Here is an 18,182-nt window from a genome sequence, read left to right on the forward strand (position 1 = left end):
CACTGGCAGAATGGCATCATCGAAAAGTTCGGAACAAGCCCGCGGATCTGCCGAGGGCTTGTTTGTTTTGGCGGGGCACGAGACGTTCGCGCCCTACGCACTCACCCGGCCCGAACCACTGCGTCAGCGCCTCCGCAAGTCCGTGTCCGTTCTCGTCGCCCACCCAGGCCACATGACCATCGGGCCGCACCAGTACCGCGCTCGGTGCGGTGACCTCGCCGATCGCCGGAAGCAGCCACCGGCCATCGTAATCGGCATCGACGATCCCTATGCGCTCCGTCGAGAGAGAGATGTCGAGGCCGCCCGGCTTGCCGAAATTGATCAGCACGCCGCGCGCGCCGTGCAGCAGCGTGAACAATTTCAGCGGCTGCCCGTCCGCCACGAGATCGAGATCGGGCATGCGGCGGCCGAGCAGCGCGTGGCCTGCGCCGAGATCGTAAGCAATGTCGAGCCCGCTCATCATCGCGCCGAGGCGCCGGCGCGGCTCGTCCATGGCGAGCAGCTCGGCGATCACCTCGCGCGCGGCCTTGCGGCCGTCGTCGCCGCGGCGGAGCAGGGCGATCTGCGCCATGGTGTTTTTCAGCACGCGCGCGGCCACGGGATGACGCTCGCTGTGATAGGTGTCGAGCAGGCTCTCGGGCGAGATGCCCTTGACCACCTGCGCCAGCTTCCAGCCGAGATTGACCGCATCCTGCACACCGAGGTTGAGGCCCTGGCCGCCGACGGAATGATGAATGTGGGCGGCATCGCCGGCGAGCAGCACGCGGCCTCTGCGATAGGATGCGGCCTGCCGCGCCGCGTCGGTGAAGCGGGAGATCCAGGCGGGATTGTTGACGCCGAAGTCCGTGCCGTAGACGGCTTCGAGCGCCGCGCTGAGATCGCGCAAGCTCGGCTCGCCGCTGCGCGCGAGCTCGGCTTCCGTCACGACGACCAGCACGCGCCCGCTTCCCGTCTTGCTGAGGCCGTGGAAGCCGAGCGCGTCGTGACGCAGGCCGAATTGGGGCTCTTCGCGCATCTCGACGTCGGCCATGAGGTTGCTGAGCGAAGGTTCTGAGCCGGGGAAGTCGATGCCGGCGAGCTTGCGCACCGCGCTGCGGCCGCCGTCGCAGCCGACGAGATAAAGCGCGCGCAAGCGCATCCCGCCGGACAGTGTGATGTCGAGGCCGCTCGCGTCTTCCGCAAAGCCCGTCACCTCGCGGCTGCGATAGATCGGCACCGCGAGCTCGGAGATCCATTCGGCCAGCAGGCGCTCGATCTGGTTCTGCCGCAGCGCGAGCCCATAAGGATGGCGGGTGGGGAGATCGCCGATGTCGAGCCTGGTCCAGGCGAAGCCGGCGAGCTGGGTGATTTGCCCTTCGCGCAGGAAGCGCTCGGCAATGCCGCGCTGATCGAGGATCTCGATGCTGCGCGCGTGAAGTCCGCCGGCGCGCGTCTCGACGATGTCCTGGCTCGCGCGCCGCTCGACGATGGCGACGTCGATTTGAGCCAGCGCGAGCTCGGCGGCCAACATCAGGCCGGTCGGGCCGGCGCCGGCGATGACAACCTGATGGCCGGCGGCAGTTGCGCGTTCCGCGCTGGTTCGGCCGCGCGAGCGTGACGTCGGAAGCGGGAAAGGCATGTCGTGACCCCTCGACTGGTTGTTCAGGCCGAGGGGTCTTACGCGATCACCGGGGGCTTGAAGCAAGCCCCTTGCGCACCACATATCGAGGTGGGAGATGAGGCTCTCGCCTGTTCGGCGCGTTGACACGTCGGGCAAAACACCGGCACAATGGCATCATCGAGATGCGCGCCGCTTGTGCCGCGGGCTAATCGTCCTTCGCCAAATCGCCGGGTTTTGTGGGCAGATCGATGCTGCCGCCCTCGCCATGCGCGAGATCGCGGCCGTCGTCCGCCGTCACGTCGGCATCTTCGACGATCGCCTGCTGCGTGGCGCGTTCCTTGTCGATGCGCGGCTTCGAGCCCGGACGATCTCGCAACGTCTCGTCTTGCGATGTGCCGCGGGAGGTCGTCTTGATGGTCATGGCCGGTCGCTCCTGATTGTCCAACGCGGCTTGTGCGAATTCGTTCGTTTGACACGTCGGGCAAAACACTGGCAGAATGGCATCATCGAAACGAGTTTGTTTTGGCCCGCGCGGGACGCAATCCGCGGCGGGCTTTTTCAATTCAGTCTTTTCAATTCGGCCTTTTTCAATTCAGTGGAGGTTTTGACACGTCGGGCAAAACACTGGCATTATGCCATCATCGAGACGAGCTTGGTTCACCCGCGCGGAACAATCCGCCGCGGGTTTTTTCGTTCTCGATTTTGGAATCGGACGGCGGCGGCGCATTGCGGCCACGCACTCGCTTGATAACGCGTTGAGAGAGCGCCGATCGGCGCGCCGTCGTCCGAACCATTGCTGGCCGTGCACGCGCGAACGTGCCGGCCCGCGGCGCCGGGCCAATGCCTGCGCCGCTGCGGTCTCCGGGACCGGAGATAGGGTTCGCGCCCGAAACGATCGCGCTCTTCGCGCGATCTGCCGCGCATATTGCTTTCGAGGAGAAACGATGACCGCCTATCTGATATCGCTGGCCCTCGCGGGCCTCGTTGCCATCGTGCTGTGGGAGACGTTCGCGTGAGCGAGGACATCATCGAAGGTGAGCTTGAGCCTGCACCGCTTCGGTTGCCCGCGCGCGCGAAGACGCCGCGGGCGCGCAATCTGACCGAGATCCGCTCGCTCGCGCGCAGCCACACCCGAACCGCCATCAGGGTGCTCGTCGGCATCATGCGTAGCGAGGATGCAACGCCCGCGGCGCGCGTCTCGGCGGCCAACGCCATCCTCGATCGCGGCTGGGGCAAGGCCGCACAGCCGGTCGAGAACGGCGAGGACGGCGTGCTGGAATTGATTCACCGGATCGAGCGCATCATCGTGCATCCGGGAAGCTCGAACAGCGGCGACGCCGTCACGACGCTCGAGACAGTGGATATCCCGATCTGCAACCGCGTCTCGATTGAGCGTTGACCCGTCGGGCAAAACACTGGCAGAATGGCATCATCGACAGAAGTTGATGTTGCCCGCGCGGATGCAATCCGGCGCGGGTTTTTTGTTGGTGCCTTCGGCTAATTCCTGGTCTGCTTGCCAGCCCTGTGCTGCACGGCATAGGCGCGCTGCACCTGGTCGCTGCAATAGGACAGCTTTCGGCCGTCACCGGTGAAGCGCCCGTCCTTGATGACCCAGAGGACGACGGTCTTGTCGTCGATCTTCTTGAACATCAGGTTCTCGCGGTCCGGGATGGTGCTCGGGTCCTGCACACTGACGGCGTCAGGGCCGGAAGCCGCCTGTAAGGTGCAGGTAGCGTTGATCCTGACGGTGTCTGGGAGTTGAACACGCATCCGGCGGATATCGCACTTGTTCGAGGCCGTAACGATCGACTTCTTGGCGAACGCAACGACGGTATCGCTGAGTTTCGCGCAACGGTCCTCGAAATCGGCACCCAGTGCGGCGTAGACGCCATCTTGCGGATGAGCGCTCTTGAGAGCGAGCTCCTCTTCGGCCTTCCGCTTGGCTTCCCCGGCCTTTTGCTTGGCCTCTGCCTCGGCTCTTAGCCTCGCTTCAGCAAGCGCGCGCTGTGTACTCAGAGGGCAGTAAGCCGCGCGCCAGGGAGGATCCTTGAGCTTTCCGTTCAGGCTTTTCTGGACCGAGATCGCCGCCGCATCCAGTTGTTTGATGAACATGATCTCGTTGAATTGTCTGCTATCCCAGTTGGGATCGCGCGGGTTGAGGTTCTGCGCCAGATTGTAATCGTCACAGACCATTTCAACCTTCAGCGAGCCCGGGCCGAGATCGATGATCTTCTTGACCTTGCAGCTCCATTCGTTACCGCTGACGGATTTCCTGCCGAGATCGATTGTCAGGCCGCCACTTTCATCACAGTCTAACTGGAAGTTCTTGCCAGGTTCGGCATAGACGCCGGCCTTGGGACGCCACTTGTCGGATGTCGGAGCAGGTGGTTCCTGTGCGAAGGCAGGAAGTGCGAGAGCGACCGTCGCGGCCCCAGTGAGAACGCGGCGGATAGCTCTTTTCATGTCAGCCCCTCATTCCTCGGCCACGCAAGATTGGCTCGATCAAGACACCGCACGCGAACTAGTTAGTCAACTACCGCAAAGGATATTCAAATGTGGGACGACATGATGCGGCGCATTCTTCAGCCCGTCGAGGGCATCTCGCCCCATGTCACGAGTCCATACGGCGCGGAGACAGGCAGGCCACGCGGATCAAGCAACCCACACCGGGGCATCGATTTCAATTATGTTGGTGGTCAAAGTGCTCGGCTGAACACGAGTCACCCAGAATTGCGATCTCCCGTGAATGGCGTCGTCGAGCGCGCCGGTGATGATCAATGGGGGACAATCTCGATCAGAGACAATAACGGCTTGCGTCACCAGATACTGCATACCAACTCTCGGAAGGTGAAGGTCGGCGATGTGGTTGCGGCGGGTCAGGTGATTGGCACGATGGGTAATACCGGTCTTTCTGACAAGAAGGGCAATCCAGGGCACCACCACGTCCATTATCAAATCAAGGATCTTGCAGGTAATGTTCTTGACCCAGGTGCGTTTGCGGATGCACTGGGACCGTTCGATCCAGTTCCCGCGCCGGCCTACATTCCGGAGTACAAGCGATATCTGCAAAACGCGGATATGATGCCGCGGTCCCGTTCCAAAGATGTGCGGGTTTTGAGGAGGATGCCTGCCGGAAACTCCGATCGATCTGCTTTCGACTCGAATGATCCCGCACCGATACCCGCTATTCCGCCTGATGCTTCGTTTCCGTCTTCGCCACAATCCGACTTCGAAGGACGGTACGGAAAATGGCCTTCGCCTTCCGGAGGCGGTGTCTTTGCGGGCTTCAATCAAGTGCCGCAACGACAATCCGACGCCCCGGGCAACGAAGACTGGCCCGCGATGTGGCGCAGGCGCACCAGCCTGCCCTAGGATGAGTGAGCGCAGCCATTGTCCATCCTGAAGATTCCGACGGCCAAGATCTTCGAGCCGCTGCTCAAGCCTGCGCGCTACAAGGGCGTTTACGGCGGGCGCGGCTCGGGCAAATCGCATTTCTTCGGCGAGCTCCTGGTCGAGACCTGCCAGGCCGAGCGCGGCACGCTCGCGGTCTGCATCCGCGAGGCGCAGCGCACGCTGGCGCAATCGTCGAAGCGCTTGATCGAAGGCAAGATCGCAAGCCTCGGGCTCGGGCACGGCTTCAAATTGTTCAGCGACAAGATCGAGACGCCCGGCGACGGGCTCATCATCTTCCGCGGGCTTCAGGATCACACGGCCGACTCGATCAAATCGCTGGAGGGGTTTCGCATCGCATGGATTGACGAGGCGCAATCCCTGAGCGCACGCAGCCTCGCGCTGCTGCGGCCGACGATCCGCGCCAAGGATTCCGAGCTCTGGGCGAGCTGGAATCCGCGTCGCAAGAGCGATGCGATCGACGATTTTCTGCGTGGGCGACAGCCGGACGGCGCCGTGATCGTGAAGGCGAACTGGCGCGACAATCCCTGGTTTCCTGATGTGCTCGAGGAGGAGCGGTTGCTCGACCAGAAACTCTATCCGGAGCGCTACGACCACATCTGGGAAGGCGAGTATGCACGCGCCTTCGAGGGTGCTTATTTTGCCTCGCTGCTCTCGGAAGCGCGTGCGCAGGGGCGGATCGGGAAAGTTGCCGCGGACCCGCTGCTGCCGCTGCGTGCCTTCATCGACATCGGAGGCGCCGGCGCCGCGGCGGATGCTTTCACCATCTGGATCGTGCAGTGGGTCGGCAGCGAGATGCGAGCCGATTTCCAGCACCTGCGGAGGTGGCGAAAGAGCGTGGAGCAGGCCCAGAGCTACACCTTCAAGGCAGTGATCACCGTGCTTGCCACTGGCCTGATGGGGGCCGTCTGGCTTGGTGTCAAGGTCGTGCTGGGCAAATGAGCCTTCATGGCGCCGGTGACGTCGCTCCGCGCCCGATCATGATCTGCTGCCAACGAGTCGCTCATGTACAGAATTCGTATTGTCGATGCCTCCGATGATGACGTTGCCGAGACCCTCGCCGATCTGCATCGGCTCACGTTCTTCGATACCGCGGCGATGCCCGCGTTCGACCTCGGCGCGTGGTGGATGGCTTATCACGACGAGGAAGCAGTCGCCTTCGCCGGAATTGTGCCCTCGACCCACGTTCGAAATGGCGGCTATTTCTCCAGAGTTGGCGTGTTACAACGGCATTCGGGACGTGGCCTTCAGCGCAGATTGATGCGTGCGGTGGAGGCGAGGGCGCGGCGTATCGGATGGGACAGCATTGTCTCCGATACGACGGACAACCCTGTATCGGCGAACAACTTCATTCAGACGGGCTATCGGCTGTTCGAGCCCGAGACCCCTTGGGCCTGGGCGCATACGCTCTATTGGCGGAAGTGGCTTCACTGAGCAGGTTTGCCGCCGCACGGAACGCGCCGTTTATCTAACGGCCAGTACGCGTCTGGAACGTCCGAGGACCCGGCAGCCTGAGCGCTGCCGGGTCCTTTTTGCGTATTGAAGCGATGCCGGCGTGGGACTTGCGAAGTCGGCGGCGCCGGGCTTTAAGTTTGCTCTTGCAGGAAATTCGGCGGCCATAAGCCGATGTAAGGGAGAGCGCGATCGATGCCCACCAAGCCTCAATTGCCGGTACGTGCCTCGCATGGGATGGGAGGCCCGACCGCGCTGGATGGCCTATTGGTCGTTGATTTCACGCGTGTGGTCGCTGGCCCGGCCTGCACCCAGACGCTCGCCGACTACGGTGCGCACGTCATCAAGATCGAGAATCCCGATGGCGGCGACGACACGCGCGCCTATGAGCACGCGGAGATTGGAGGCGAGAGCGCCGCCTTTCTCAGCCTGAACCGCAACAAGCGCGGCATCGCGCTCGATCTTGCCGTGCCGGAGGCGCGCGAGATCGCGCTGGATCTGATCCGCAAGGCGGATGTGGTCGTGGAGAATTTTTCGAGCGGGGTCATGAAGAAGTTCGGGCTCGACTATGAATCGGTCGCGCCGCTCAACCCGCGGCTGGTCTATTGCTCGATCTCCGCCTACGGACGCAGCGGACCGTTTGCCTCCCGGCCAGGCTTCGATCCGATCACCCAGGCGGAAAGCGGCTTCATGTCGCTTAATGGATTTGCCGACGGCCCGGCGGTTCGCACCGGCCCGCCAATTGTCGACATGGCGACGGGGATGTCCGCCTGCAATGCCATCCTGCTGGCGCTGCTCGCGCGGGAGCGGCTCGGCCGGGGGCAGCATGTCGAAGTTGCCCTGTTCGACGTCGCAATGGGAATGACCGGTTTCTACGGCATGGCCTATCTCATCAACGGCGAAAACCCCGGCCGGTTCGGCAATTCGCCGAGCGGGTCTCCCACCGTCGGCGTCTACGAGGCCTCAGATGGGCCGCTCTACATGGCCTGCGCCAACGACCGGCTCTACCGCAGGCTTGTGGTCGAGGTGCTGAATCGGCCCGATCTCATCACCGATCCGCGGTTTGCGACGCGCAAAGCCCGCTCGGAGAACAAGGAGCTCCTGCGGGCAGCCATCGCCGAAGTCTTCGCCAGTGATACGCTCGAAAACTGGATGGCGAAGATGAAGCTGGCAAATATCCCCGTCGGCTATCTCCGGACGGTCGAGGAGGGCTTCAACGCCCCCGAGGCTCGCGAGCGCCATCGTTTGAACCGGATTCCGCATCCGACAGCCGAGTGGGTGCCCAACATCGAGCCACCGATTACGATGAGCCTGACAGCCGCGGTCGACCCCGTCGCGGCACCTCTTTTGGGCGAGCATACCAAGCAGATCCTGCAAGATACGCTCGGCTACGACGAACGTCGGATCGCGGATTTTGGCGAGAAGGGCGCCTTTGGCTCGGTCAAGCCTCCAAGGTCGACTTGAGGCACTGGCTCGGCTTGATTTGGCGAAGGTCCCGCCGCATAAATGTGTGAAAGCGAGGGACACGAATGGCGCCTGGCCAGGAGCCGAGCATGACCCAGCCCGCAGGCTTGCAAGCCGGCGGTGAGATCTATGCGTCAATGATCGCGAGGGCCCGGGCGCTTCTGCCGCGACTCCGTGAGCGGGCGGCACGGACGGAGGAGCTGCGGCATCTTCCGGCGGAAACCGAAAAGGATCTCCACGATGCCGGCCTGTTCCGGATGCTGCAACCGGCCCGGATTGGTGGCGCTGAGCTCGACTATGTCGCCCTCGTCGATTGCGCTGAGCTGCTCGGGCAGGCGGATGCGTCGGTTGCCTGGAATCTCGCCAATCTGGCGAGCCATCACTGGATGCTCGGCATGTTCCAGCCGAAGGCGCAGGATCTGGTCTGGGGCCGCAATCCGGATACTTTGATCGCGTCCTCGTTCATTTTCCCCGCCGGACGCGCCACGCGGGTCAAGGGCGGATACCAGTTGCATGGCAGTTGGCCATTCTCCTCGGGCGTTGCCTCCTGCGAATGGAATATGCTTGCGAGCGTGGTCTATTCCGACGACGATGCCGACGGCATCGAGTATCGAATCTTTCTGCTGCCGAGCGGCGATTACAAGGTGCTGGACACTTGGAACGTCGCCGGATTGCGCGGGACGGGGTCGTGCGACGTCGAGGTCAGGGATGCCTTCGTGGCTGACCATATGACGGTCGCCGTAGGGAACCTCTCAGGTGGCCCCACGCCGGGAAGCGCGGTCAATCCGAATCCTCTGTACACGCTGCCTGTCTTCTCGCTATTTCCTTACGTCCTCTCCGGTGTCGCGCTGGGGAATGCACAGGCGTGCCTCGACGATTATACGGAGGTCGCGCGTCATCGTATTTCGACGTACAACCGCGCCAAGCTGAGCGATTTTCAAAGCACGCAGATCAAGATCGCGGAGGCCTCGGCCAAGATCGACGCTGCGCGCCTGATCATGCGGTCGGCCTGTCTCGATGCCATGGAGGCCGCACGGCGCGGCCATATTCCTGACATGGCAACCAAGACCAGATATCGCCGCGACGGATCCTTTTCCGTGAACTTGTGCACGGACGCGGTCTCGATGCTGTTTGCCGCGAGCGGCGCTCGCGGGCTGTTCACGAGCGGCGTGTTACAGCGGCAGTTCCGCGATGCGCACGCGATCAACTCACATCTCGCGTTCAACTTCGATGCGGCCGGGACCAACTACGGACGGGTGGCCCTCGGCCTGCCCTCCGAGAATCTCACGCTGTGAGGTCGGCCGATGAATGACCTGCCGAAGCAGCCTCGCGCGCCGGATCCCGCCAATGAGTTCGCGAGCGACAGCTCGCAGATTGATCCTCGCGACTTTCGCAACGCGCTCGGAACTTATGCAACGGGCGTCACGATCATCACAGCGGCAGCGCCCGACGGCAAGCCGTACGGACTGACGTGCAATTCCTTCGCCTCGGTCTCGCTGAATCCGCCGCTGGTTCTGTGGAGCCTCGTCGTCTATTCCTCGAGCCTGACCATCTTCCAGAACGCCAGCCATTTCAGCGTCAACGTTCTCGGCGCTTCACAACAAGCGCTTGCGAACAAATTCGCAAAATCGTCGGATGACAAGTTCACCGGCGTCGACTGGACCCCCGGCCTTGGCAACGCTCCAGTGCTCGCCGAGAGCGTCGCCAACTTTCAATGCCGCTCCGTGAATCGCTATTATGGCGGTGACCATGTGATCTTTCTCGGCGCGGTCGAGGCATATACCTACAATGCGAAAGAGCCGCTGCTCTTTGCGCGAGGAGCGTTCGGTCGCTTCATGGCCGACGATGAGCGCAAGAACGTGCCGTAACGCGCCCCCTATACTGCTTTGCGCTCTGCCGCCGAAAGCTTGTAAATCTCCAGCGCGTCCGCGTCCGCACCTCGCGCGGCCTTCGCCAGCCTGAACAGCTGCCCGGCAAGCGCGGCCATTGGCACTGGCGTCGAAGTCGCCTGTGCAACGTCGGCCACCGTATCGAGGTCCTTGAGCATCGTGGCGATGTGGCCGAGCGGCGGGGTGTGAATGCCGTTGACCATTCGCGGCACGAACAGCTGGAGCGGGATGGAATCCGCAAATCCGCCGGCGAGTGCCTCGGGCAATCGGTTGGCGTCAATTCCGGCGTTCACGGCAAGGCGGGTTGCTTCCGCGAGCACGGCCATGGCGCATCCGACGATCACCTGGTTGCACAGCTTTGTGGTCTGGCCGGCGCCGAGCGGGCCCATATGCGTGAACCTGCGCGCCATGGCCAGCACATAGGGCCGCACCCTCTCGATGTCGCCAGCTTCGCCGCCCGCCATGATGGCGAGCGTTCCTTCCTCCGCGCCCTTCGTGCCCCCGGACACCGGCGCATCGATCCAGCCCACCCCGTTCGCGTCTTTCAATCGCGTTGCGAGGTCGCGCGCCGCGTCGGGATGAATTGACGAGAAGTCGACCACAAGCTTGCCCGCGCTAGGGGCCGCTGCCAGACCTTCGGGTCCGAAGATCACCTCCTCCACCGCCGCCGCATCCGTTACGCACATAAAGACGATATCCGAGCTCGCCAGGAGATCACGCGGCGTGACCACGTGCTTGGCACCAGCCTCGACGAGCGGCGCCACCTTGCCCTCCGAGCGATTCCAGACAGCGACCTGATAGCCGGCCTTCAGCAGGCGTCGGGTCATCGGCGTTCCCATGAGTCCGAGGCCGAGATAGCCGAGCTTCTCGGTGCGGTTCTTGCTGTCGTCAGCCATAGGTTGCCTCCTTCTGTCGTAGACGCCGCTTTACCATACATTGCCCATCTGCCGGCAAGACCGCCCACCTCGCATGGCTTGCCTGATTGTTTGAACCATGAAACATTTGAGGCGGTCGGGTTGGGGGCGCCAGTCGGCGCCGGAGCAGCGGAGTGGCACGATGCGAACCGTTTCGAAGTGGATCCTGGCTTTGGGGGCGGCAGCCGCCGTGAGCGCGGGCGCAAGCCCGTCATGGGGGCAGCAGACGATCCGCGTCGGCTGGACCATCCCTGCGGAGGAGTCCAAGTACTGGATGATGCGCAGGCCGGCAGAGTTTCCCAATCTCGGCAAGACCTACAACATCGAATGGACCCAATTCCAGGGCACCGCGCCGATGACGCAGGCCCTGGCGGCAGGTGCGCTGGACTGCGCGACGCAGGCGCCGCTCTCCCTCTCCAATGGGGTCGTCGGCGGCAATCTCAAGGCCTATATCGTCGCGCAGCATGTTTTCGAGATGCCCGGCGGCTTCTCGGTCTACTGGGCCGTCAAGGATGACTCGCCCATCAAGACAATCGCGGATCTCAAGGGCAAGACCGTCGGCATTTCCGTGATCGGTGGCGGTACGCAAGGGCCGTTCAATCTGCTCTTGAAGCAGAATGGCGTCGATCCGGCCAAGGACATCAAGCTGGTCGAGGTTGGCTTTGCCGTCTCCGAGGACGCGCTGCGCCAAGGCCGCGTTGACGCGGTCAATATGAACCAGCCGTTTGCTGCGCGCGCGGAGGCAAAGGGCGGCACAAGGAAGCTGTTCTCGCTCTCCCAGGCCATGCCGAACATCGTGCACATCCTGGAAGCCTGCCGTGCCGATTTCGTCGACAAGAACCCTGAGTTGGTCAAGGCCTATGTCCGCGATATTACCTCGGGCATGAAGAAGGCACTCGCGAACCGCGAGGAGACTCTCAAGGTCGTCAATGAAGTGCTGAAAGCCCCCATCCCGGTGCTTGAGACCTACTTGCTCAAGGACAATGATTTCGGCCGCGATCCGGGTGCTGCGCCGAACTTCCCGGCGATCCAGAAGATGCTGGATATCTATGCAGAAACAGGAATGCTGCCGAAGCTGGATGTCGCACAGTTCAAGCATCCGTCGATCGTCGCGCCGCTGCAATAGAAGCGGGACGAATTACCGAACCAACATCGTAGCGTTCCGGATCATCCGGGACGCTGCACGAAGAAGATGCATATATGAAGAAGTTGCGTTCCCGAGTCACCACAGACGGCCTCGACCGAGCGCCGCATCGTGCATTCATGCGCGCCATGGGGCTCGACGACGCTGCGATTGCGAAGCCGATGGTGGGCATCGTCAGCATGAAGGGTGAGCAGACGCCCTGCAACATGACCCACGACTTCCAGGTAGCTGCAGCGAAGACCGGGATCGATGAGGCCGGCGGTACACCGCGTGAATTCTCGACTGTTTCGGTGTCCGACGGCATCAGCATGAATCATGAGGGGATGAAGTTCTCCCTCTTCTCGCGTGAGCTGATCGCCGACTCGATCGAAGCCGTGGTCCATGGGTTGGCCTACGATGCGCTGATCGGATACGGCGGGTGCGACAAGACCCTTCCTGGCGTGATGATGGGAATGGTCCGCTGCAACGTGCCATCCATCTTCATGTATGGCGGCAGCTCGCTGCCCGGGCGCGTGGATGGACGTACGCTGACGGTGCTCGATTCCTATGAGGCTGTCGGCAGCTTCATGACTGGCGAGATCGATGGCGCCACGCTCGAGCGCATTGAACGCGCCTGCCTGCCGACGATCGGTGCGTGCGCCGGCCAGTTCACCGCGAACACCATGGGCATGGTATCGGAGGCGATGGGGCTGACCATTCCCAACGTCTCGATGGTGCCCGGTGTCTATTCCGAGCGTGCGCAGATTTCGCGACGCGCCGGCCGACTGATCATGGAGATGCTGGACCGCGGCGGGCCGCTGCCGCGCGACATCGTGACGCGGAAATCCCTGGAGAACGGAGCGGCGATCGTGGCAGCGACGGGCGGCTCGACCAACGCCGCGCTGCACCTGCCGGCGATCGCGAATGAGGCCGGAATTGCATTCAGCATCGATGACGTGGGGGAGGTCTTTGCCAGGACGCCGTTGATCGGCAATCTGCGCCCCGGAGGCAAGTATACGGCGAAGGATGTCTACGATATCGGCGGCGCTGCGGTCATCATTCGCGAGCTGATCCAGAGCGGTCATATCGATGGCGGCTGCTTGTCAATCACCGGCCGCACACTTGCCGAAGAGTACGGTGTGGCCAACGCACCCGACGGAGAGGTTGTGTACACGGCTCGCGCGCCGATCATGCCTGACGGTGGTGTCGCGGTGCTGAAGGGTAACCTCTGTCCCGATGGGGCGGTGATCAAGGTGGCGGGCTTGAAGAGCCAATTCTTCGAAGGCGTCGCGCGTGTTTTCGAGGATGAAGAAGCCTGCGTCGCAGCCGTTCGTGACCGCAGTTACAAGGCGGGCGAGGTTCTCGTGATCCGCAATGAAGGGCCAGTCGGCGGACCTGGCATGCGTGAGATGCTTGGCGTCACCGCACTGATCTACGGGCAGGGCATGGGTGAAAAAGTGGCGCTGATCACCGATGGCCGGTTCTCCGGCGCGACCCGCGGGATGTGCATCGGCTACGTGTCCCCCGAGGCATTTGTTGGCGGTCCGCTGGCGCTCGTCCGGAATGGTGACAGAATCCGGATTGATGCCGCAAATCGACGGATGGATGTCCTGCTCGAGGAACAGGAGCTTGCCGCACGGCGACGCGATTGGAAGCCGCGCCCGCCTCGCCACCGCGCAGGTGCGCTGGCAAAATATGCCCGGCTGGTTGGGCAGGCGCCGGGCGGAGCCGTGACGCATGAAGGCCCGGCAGAATGGCCGTGGTTCGAATGACGCACCGCACGGGCGCGAAAGTGACAGCCTGTCTGGCAGGCTTCTTGCTAAGCTGATGCCGCTGAATCCTCGTGCGAGTGGGACGGAAGGCGGGATGACGGTAGTATCTGCGAGATCGAGCGAATGGGTGAGACCGGTGACGCAACAAGACCCGGCTTCCGCAATCATCGAGATCGACCGCGTGTCGCAGGTCTTTAAAACCTCGGCACGCAAGAATCACGTTGCGCTTTCGGACATTTCGCTGACGATCGAGGAAGGAGCTTTCGTCTCCATCCTTGGTCCGTCCGGCTGCGGCAAGTCGACACTGCTCTACATTGTCGGCGGCTTCGTCAGTCCAACCAGCGGCGCGGCGAAGATGAAGGGACAGGCGATCACGGGGCCCGGTCCGGATCGCGGACCGGTATTCCAGGAATTTGCGCTCTTTCCCTGGAAGACTGTGCTCGGCAACGTGATGTATGGGCCGCGTCAGCAAGGAATTCGCGGCACCGAGGCCGAAGCGCAGAGCCGGGCCCTGATCGAGATGGTCGGCCTCAAGGGCTACGAGAACTTCTATCCCAAGGAGCTGTCGGGCGGCATGAAGCAGCGCGTGGCGCTGGCGCGGACGCTTGCCTACCATCCCGAAGTGCTGCTGATGGACGAGCCGTTCGGGGCACTCGACGCGCACACGAGGACGCGCCTGCAGAACGATCTTCTGAACATCTGGGAGCGTGACCGCAAGACGGTGCTTTTCGTCACCCATTCGGTCGACGAAGCCGTCTTCCTCTCGGACAAGGTCGTCATGATGTCGAAATCGCCCGGGCGAATCCGGCAGGTCATCGACATCGACCTGCCGCGGCCGCGCCGCCGCAACGAGCTGTTGCTCGATCCGCGTTACCAGAAGTACGTCGTCGACATCGAGCGCATGTTCGACGAGAGCGACGAAGCCGGAGCGCCCGCGTGATGTCGGCGGCCGGCATGACCAAGCGCGCTGCCCCGGTGCTCGCCTGCATCGGATTGCTGGTGGTGTGGCAGGTCGCGTCACTGGCGCTGAAGAATGACAGCTTTCCGACCGCGATTGGAGCGATGAGAGCGATTCCGGACATCCTTGGCGACAGGGAATCCCTGATCAATATTCTGGCCTCGCTCCGGCGCATGGCGATGGGATTTGGCGCGGCCGTGCTCGTGTCGATTCCGCTTGGCCTGTTGATGGGACGTAGCGCCGCGATTGCGGCCTTCTTCAATCCGCTGCTGATGGTGATCTATCCGGTGCCGAAGGCGGCCTTGATGCCGATCATCATGCTCTGGCTCGGCGTCGGCGACATCACGAAGACGCTCGTGATCTTCCTCGGCGTCAGCCTGCCCGTGATTTATCACAGCTTCGAAGGCGCCAAGGCGGTCGAAGAGAAGATGCTGTGGTCGGGCGCTGCGATGGGGCTCTCGCCGGTGCAACGCCTGGTGCGTATCGTGCTGCCGGCGGCGCTGCCGGAAATTCTGACGGGGTGTCGTACAGGATTGGTGTTGGCGCTGATCACGATGATCACCAGTGAGATGATTGCCCGTCAGTCCGGTGCCGGAAACATCCTGTTCAACGCGCTCGACATGGGCCAATACGAACCCGTCTTTGCGATGATCATCATCGTTGGAGCGATGGGAATCTGCCTCGACGCGATTTTCGAGAAGGTTCGTGCTAGGCTCGTGCGCTGGTCCGAGCCGCAGTTCGACATGCCGCTGAGCTTCTCATGATGTCGCGGCTTCTCGCCCCTAATTTCGTTCTTGGAATTGCTCCGATCGCACTGGTGATCGCGCTGTGGCAAGGCTTGGTATCTTTCGGCTTCGCGCCGGCAGTTCTGCTGCCGCCGCCTGGCTACGTCTTCGGCCGGCTGCTCCAGCAACTCGTAACCTCGACGTTCCAGCACGAGATCGCGGCGACCCTGATCAGGCTGTTTGCCGGCTTCGCGATTGCTGTCGTGCTCGGTGTCAGCATCGGCATTGCCGCCGCCGCCAATCCGGCGATCAACGCCGTGGTTCGGCCCATCGTGCGCGTATTGGCGCCTTTGCCCAAGGTCGCGCTCTATCCGGCCTTGCTGCTGCTGCTCGGATTTGGCCACGGATCGAAGATCACATTAGTGGCTGCCGACGCTCTTTTCCCGATCCTGCTGTCGACCTATTACGGTGCCTCGACCGTCGAGCAGAAGCTGATCTGGTCGGCTATGGCTGCGGGATCGTCACGCTACGAAATCCTCTTCAAGGTAGTGCTGCCGGCAGCGATGCCGTCGATCCTGACCGGGTGCCGGATTGGCCTTGTCATTTCCTGCATCGTGGTGTTTCTGGCCGAAATGATCACGTCGACGGACGGATTGGGGCACGCCCTCGTGACTGCGGCCAGAACCTTCCAGGCCGTGGACATGTTCGTGCCGCTGATCACGATCTCGCTGCTGGGCTTGATCTTGAACGGCCTGCTGGGAGCCGTGCGCTCGTACTTGCTCCGGGGCTTCCCCGAAGCGTAACTAACAAGAATCCTGAAGACCGGGAGAGAACCATGCTGGCTGATCGTATCGAGGCAAAATGGATCGATGCGTTTTGCGAGATCTTTGAGCGATGCGCCGTCAAGGCCGGCGATACCGCGGCGATCCTGTCGGAGACCCAGTCACGCGCGTTGAACGTCCATCTCGCGGAGCTGGCCCTGCTGCGGATGGGCGCGCGGCCGTTTCATGTGGTGATGCCGACGCCACGTAACCGGCATATCGTTCCGGTCCGCTCCACCGGGGCGAGCGAGGCGATCCAAAAGCTTGGTCCAGTGATCACGGCGCTTCAGCAGGCCGGCTTCGTCGTGGATTGCACCATCGAAGGACTGATGCATGCGGTGGAGACGCCGGAGATTCTCAAAGCCGGCGCGCGGATCCTGGTGATCTCTAACGAGCATCCCGAAGCGCTGGAGCGCATGGTGCCGGATTCCGCGCTCGAAAAGCGTGTTCGTGCGGCGGCCAAAATGCTGCGCGGAACGAAGCGCATGCGTGTCTCCTCGAAGGCCGGCACGGCGCTCGATGTCGATATGGTCGGAGCGTCGACGGTCGGTGTGTGGGGCTGGACCGACAAGCCCGGCACGCTCGCGCATTGGCCCGGCGGCATCGTCGTCAGCTTTCCCAAGAGCGGGACCATCAACGGCACTCTGGTGATGGCGCCCGGCGACATCAACCTGACCTTCAAGCGCTACCTGACCTCGCCGGTGAAGATGACTCTGAAGGACGACTATGTCGTGGAACTCGAAGGCGAGGGCACGGATGCCGCGATGATGCGCGCTTATCTGGCCGCCTGGGGCGATCGCGAAGCCTATGCCGTGTCGCATGTCGGCTTCGGCATGAATCCCGGTGCGCGCTATGAGGCACTATCCATGTATGACCAGCGCGACACCAACGGCACAGAGATTCGGGCCGTTTCCGGCAATTTCCTGTTCTCGACCGGTGCGAATGAATTTGCAGGGCGCTACACGGCCGGACATTTCGACCTGCCGATGATGGGAACGACGATCGAGCTCGACGGCGTTGCGGTCGTCCGCGAAGGCGTGCTTCAGGACGTCTTCGGGTAGCCGCGATCGAGCACGGGCGGCCGGGCGAGGTCGAAGTGCCGGAGCAGGTCGACCATGGCCTGCAACCGCTTCACGCGATAAGCATCGACGTCCATCCCGGAGTAATCCAGGAAGCCGGCGCCCGTGCGCAGGCCGATCCGGCCTTCATGCATGTTGCGGGAAATGACCTCCGGCGCGCGATAGCGGTCGCTACCAAGCGCGCCTTCGAGGTAACGGCTGGCGTAGTATAGGATATCGCCGCCGCCCCAATCGATGAATTCGAGCAGCCCGAGCACGGCATAGCGGAAGCCGAAGCCGTAACGGATCGCCTTGTCGATCTCTTCGGCGCTGGCGACGCCTTCCTCGACCATGCGCGCGGCCTCGTTCATTGCCAGCGCCTGGATGCGCGGGACGATGAAACCCGGTGTGGCGGCGCAGACCACCGGCACCTTCCCGATGCCTTCGAGCAGCGTCTTGACCTCGTCGATGACGGCCGGGTCTGTCGCCTTGCCGGGCGAAACCTCGACCAGCGGGATGAGATAGGCCGGGTTGAGCCAGTGCACGTTTAGAAAGCGGCGCGGGCTCACGATCGCGCCCGAGAGATCGTCGACGAGGATGGTCGAGGTCGTCGACGCGATGATCGTTTCAGGGCCGACCTGCTTTGCCGCCGCCCCCAGCACCTCGCGCTTGAGCTCGACCACCTCAGGAACGCCTTCGAAGATCATTCCGGCTTCGGCCAACGCTGCGCCGCTCCGGCTCGCCGGCACCACCGAGACCCGCGCGATCAGCGGATCGACATCCGCGTCGGTCAGCAGCCCCAGTTTTGACAGGCTGGCGAAGGTCTTCCTGACTTCGCCAAGCGCGTCCGTTTCCAGCTTGGTGAAGTCCTCCGCGGAACGCGCCTTGATATCGATCATCGTGACCATGTGCCCTGCATACGCGAAGGCAACGGCAATGCCCCGGCCCATGCGGCCAGCGCCGAGACAGGCGATATTGATGCGACTGGTCATTGA

17 protein-coding genes and 1 pseudogene are annotated in these 18,182 nt (G+C 62.8%); 13 read left to right on the top strand and 5 right to left on the bottom strand.

All coding sequences use genetic code 11. The features are described from left to right. Positions 1 to 16: 16 nt before the first annotated feature. Together I6F37_RS19930 and I6F37_RS19935 are read right to left on the bottom strand one after the other, a co-directional pair. Entirely contained in the window at positions 17 to 1,618 is a 1,602-nt protein-coding gene (locus I6F37_RS19930) for an FAD-dependent monooxygenase (RefSeq protein ID WP_225152389.1), read from the bottom strand. Between the two features lie 187 nt (positions 1,619 to 1,805). Further along, positions 1,806 to 2,162 (bottom strand): hypothetical protein, encoded by a 357-nt coding sequence (locus I6F37_RS19935; RefSeq protein ID WP_225152390.1) that lies wholly within the window; start codon positions 2,160 to 2,162, stop codon positions 1,806 to 1,808. Between the two features lie 498 nt (positions 2,163 to 2,660). Here I6F37_RS19935 and I6F37_RS19940 point away from each other — a divergent pair, with 498 nt between their 5' ends. Then, entirely contained in the window at positions 2,661 to 2,999 is a 339-nt protein-coding gene (locus tag I6F37_RS19940; RefSeq protein WP_050996055.1) for a hypothetical protein, read from the top strand. A gap of 98 nt (positions 3,000 to 3,097) precedes the next feature. On the opposite strand, the gene I6F37_RS19945 is transcribed toward I6F37_RS19940, so the two are convergent. Continuing rightward, positions 3,098 to 4,063, bottom strand: a complete 966-nt coding sequence (locus tag I6F37_RS19945; RefSeq protein ID WP_225152391.1) for a hypothetical protein — start codon at positions 4,061 to 4,063, stop codon at positions 3,098 to 3,100. Positions 4,064 to 4,153: 90 nt separating this feature from the next. Between I6F37_RS19945 and I6F37_RS19950 the strand changes: the two genes are divergently transcribed. From I6F37_RS19950 to I6F37_RS19975, 6 genes and pseudogenes are all read left to right on the top strand, one after another. After that, the gene (locus I6F37_RS19950; RefSeq protein WP_225152393.1) at positions 4,154 to 4,972 is read left to right on the top strand and encodes a M23 family metallopeptidase; all 819 of its coding nucleotides are present in this window, start codon (positions 4,154 to 4,156) and stop codon (positions 4,970 to 4,972) included. A gap of 18 nt (positions 4,973 to 4,990) precedes the next feature. Beyond that, positions 4,991 to 5,611 (top strand): annotated as a pseudogene (locus tag I6F37_RS19955) (PBSX family phage terminase large subunit); the annotation flags it as partial. A gap of 405 nt (positions 5,612 to 6,016) precedes the next feature. After that, positions 6,017 to 6,445 carry a GNAT family N-acetyltransferase gene (locus tag I6F37_RS19960; RefSeq protein ID WP_225152397.1) on the top strand — a complete coding sequence of 143 codons (429 nt, stop codon included), beginning with the start codon at positions 6,017 to 6,019 and terminating at the stop codon, positions 6,443 to 6,445. Positions 6,446 to 6,658: 213 nt separating this feature from the next. Beyond that, positions 6,659 to 7,927 carry a CaiB/BaiF CoA-transferase family protein gene (locus I6F37_RS19965; protein ID WP_109143000.1) on the top strand — a complete coding sequence of 423 codons (1,269 nt, stop codon included), beginning with the start codon at positions 6,659 to 6,661 and terminating at the stop codon, positions 7,925 to 7,927. Between the two features lie 89 nt (positions 7,928 to 8,016). Continuing rightward, the gene (locus tag I6F37_RS19970) at positions 8,017 to 9,222 is read left to right on the top strand and encodes an acyl-CoA dehydrogenase family protein (protein ID WP_192893130.1); all 1,206 of its coding nucleotides are present in this window, start codon (positions 8,017 to 8,019) and stop codon (positions 9,220 to 9,222) included. 9 nt (positions 9,223 to 9,231) lie between these two features. Beyond that, complete coding sequence (locus tag I6F37_RS19975) at positions 9,232 to 9,795, top strand: flavin reductase family protein (RefSeq protein WP_225152399.1); 564 nt, start codon at positions 9,232 to 9,234, stop codon at positions 9,793 to 9,795. A gap of 8 nt (positions 9,796 to 9,803) precedes the next feature. On the opposite strand, the gene I6F37_RS19980 is transcribed toward I6F37_RS19975, so the two are convergent. Next, positions 9,804 to 10,712, bottom strand: coding sequence for an NAD(P)-dependent oxidoreductase (locus I6F37_RS19980; RefSeq protein ID WP_225152401.1), 909 nt, complete (start codon positions 10,710 to 10,712; stop codon positions 9,804 to 9,806). A gap of 160 nt (positions 10,713 to 10,872) precedes the next feature. On the opposite strand from I6F37_RS19980, the gene I6F37_RS19985 reads away from it, so the two are divergent. The 6 genes from I6F37_RS19985 (at position 10,873) to I6F37_RS20010 (ending at position 17,190) form a co-directional block, all read left to right on the top strand. Further along, positions 10,873 to 11,856, top strand: coding sequence for an ABC transporter substrate-binding protein (locus I6F37_RS19985; protein ID WP_036007594.1), 984 nt, complete (start codon positions 10,873 to 10,875; stop codon positions 11,854 to 11,856). 74 nt (positions 11,857 to 11,930) lie between these two features. Continuing rightward, on the top strand, positions 11,931 to 13,625 hold the full coding sequence (gene ilvD / locus I6F37_RS19990; RefSeq protein ID WP_225152403.1) for a dihydroxy-acid dehydratase: 1,695 nt from the start codon (positions 11,931 to 11,933) through the stop codon (positions 13,623 to 13,625). 94 nt (positions 13,626 to 13,719) lie between these two features. Continuing rightward, a complete protein-coding gene (locus I6F37_RS19995) occupies positions 13,720 to 14,565 on the top strand; it encodes an ABC transporter ATP-binding protein (protein WP_050996053.1) in 846 nt (281 codons plus the stop codon). Next, positions 14,562 to 15,347, top strand: a complete 786-nt coding sequence (locus tag I6F37_RS20000; protein WP_225152405.1) for an ABC transporter permease — start codon at positions 14,562 to 14,564, stop codon at positions 15,345 to 15,347. The genes I6F37_RS19995 and I6F37_RS20000 overlap by 4 nt, the downstream gene beginning before the upstream one ends. Beyond that, positions 15,344 to 16,111 (top strand): ABC transporter permease, encoded by a 768-nt coding sequence (locus I6F37_RS20005; protein ID WP_225111951.1) that lies wholly within the window; start codon positions 15,344 to 15,346, stop codon positions 16,109 to 16,111. Before I6F37_RS20000 ends, I6F37_RS20005 begins: the two co-directional genes overlap by 4 nt. A gap of 32 nt (positions 16,112 to 16,143) precedes the next feature. Beyond that, positions 16,144 to 17,190 carry a peptidase M29 gene (locus I6F37_RS20010; RefSeq protein WP_036028939.1) on the top strand — a complete coding sequence of 349 codons (1,047 nt, stop codon included), beginning with the start codon at positions 16,144 to 16,146 and terminating at the stop codon, positions 17,188 to 17,190. Here I6F37_RS20010 and I6F37_RS20015 read toward each other — a convergent pair. Further along, positions 17,172 to 18,179 (bottom strand): 3-hydroxybutyryl-CoA dehydrogenase, encoded by a 1,008-nt coding sequence (locus tag I6F37_RS20015; RefSeq protein WP_225152407.1) that lies wholly within the window; start codon positions 18,177 to 18,179, stop codon positions 17,172 to 17,174. The genes I6F37_RS20010 and I6F37_RS20015 overlap by 19 nt on opposite strands. Positions 18,180 to 18,182: the final 3 nt, after the last annotated feature.

It is taken from the genome of Bradyrhizobium sp. NBAIM08, assembly GCF_020193935.1.
Taxonomy (GTDB): Bacteria; Pseudomonadota; Alphaproteobacteria; order Rhizobiales; family Xanthobacteraceae; genus Bradyrhizobium; species Bradyrhizobium yuanmingense.

Bases quoted from the DNA above. Each gene is read 5' to 3' on its own strand.
- I6F37_RS19930 (WP_225152389.1), bottom strand. From the start codon at position 1,618: ATGCCTTTCCCGCTTCCGACGTCACGCTCGCGCGGCCGAACCAGCGCG.
- I6F37_RS19945 (WP_225152391.1), bottom strand. From the start codon at position 4,063: ATGAAAAGAGCTATCCGCCGCGTTCTCACTGGGGCCGCGACGGTCGCT.
- I6F37_RS19950 (WP_225152393.1), top strand. From the start codon at position 4,154: ATGTGGGACGACATGATGCGGCGCATTCTTCAGCCCGTCGAGGGCATC.
- I6F37_RS19960 (WP_225152397.1), top strand. From the start codon at position 6,017: ATGTACAGAATTCGTATTGTCGATGCCTCCGATGATGACGTTGCCGAG.
- I6F37_RS19965 (WP_109143000.1), top strand. From the start codon at position 6,659: ATGCCCACCAAGCCTCAATTGCCGGTACGTGCCTCGCATGGGATGGGA.
- I6F37_RS19970 (WP_192893130.1), top strand. From the start codon at position 8,017: ATGACCCAGCCCGCAGGCTTGCAAGCCGGCGGTGAGATCTATGCGTCA.
- I6F37_RS19975 (WP_225152399.1), top strand. From the start codon at position 9,232: ATGAATGACCTGCCGAAGCAGCCTCGCGCGCCGGATCCCGCCAATGAG.
- I6F37_RS19980 (WP_225152401.1), bottom strand. From the start codon at position 10,712: ATGGCTGACGACAGCAAGAACCGCACCGAGAAGCTCGGCTATCTCGGC.
- I6F37_RS19985 (WP_036007594.1), top strand. From the start codon at position 10,873: ATGCGAACCGTTTCGAAGTGGATCCTGGCTTTGGGGGCGGCAGCCGCC.
- ilvD (WP_225152403.1), top strand. From the start codon at position 11,931: ATGAAGAAGTTGCGTTCCCGAGTCACCACAGACGGCCTCGACCGAGCG.
- I6F37_RS19995 (WP_050996053.1), top strand. From the start codon at position 13,720: ATGACGGTAGTATCTGCGAGATCGAGCGAATGGGTGAGACCGGTGACG.
- I6F37_RS20005 (WP_225111951.1), top strand. From the start codon at position 15,344: ATGATGTCGCGGCTTCTCGCCCCTAATTTCGTTCTTGGAATTGCTCCG.
- I6F37_RS20010 (WP_036028939.1), top strand. From the start codon at position 16,144: ATGCTGGCTGATCGTATCGAGGCAAAATGGATCGATGCGTTTTGCGAG.
- I6F37_RS20015 (WP_225152407.1), bottom strand. From the start codon at position 18,179: ATGACCAGTCGCATCAATATCGCCTGTCTCGGCGCTGGCCGCATGGGC.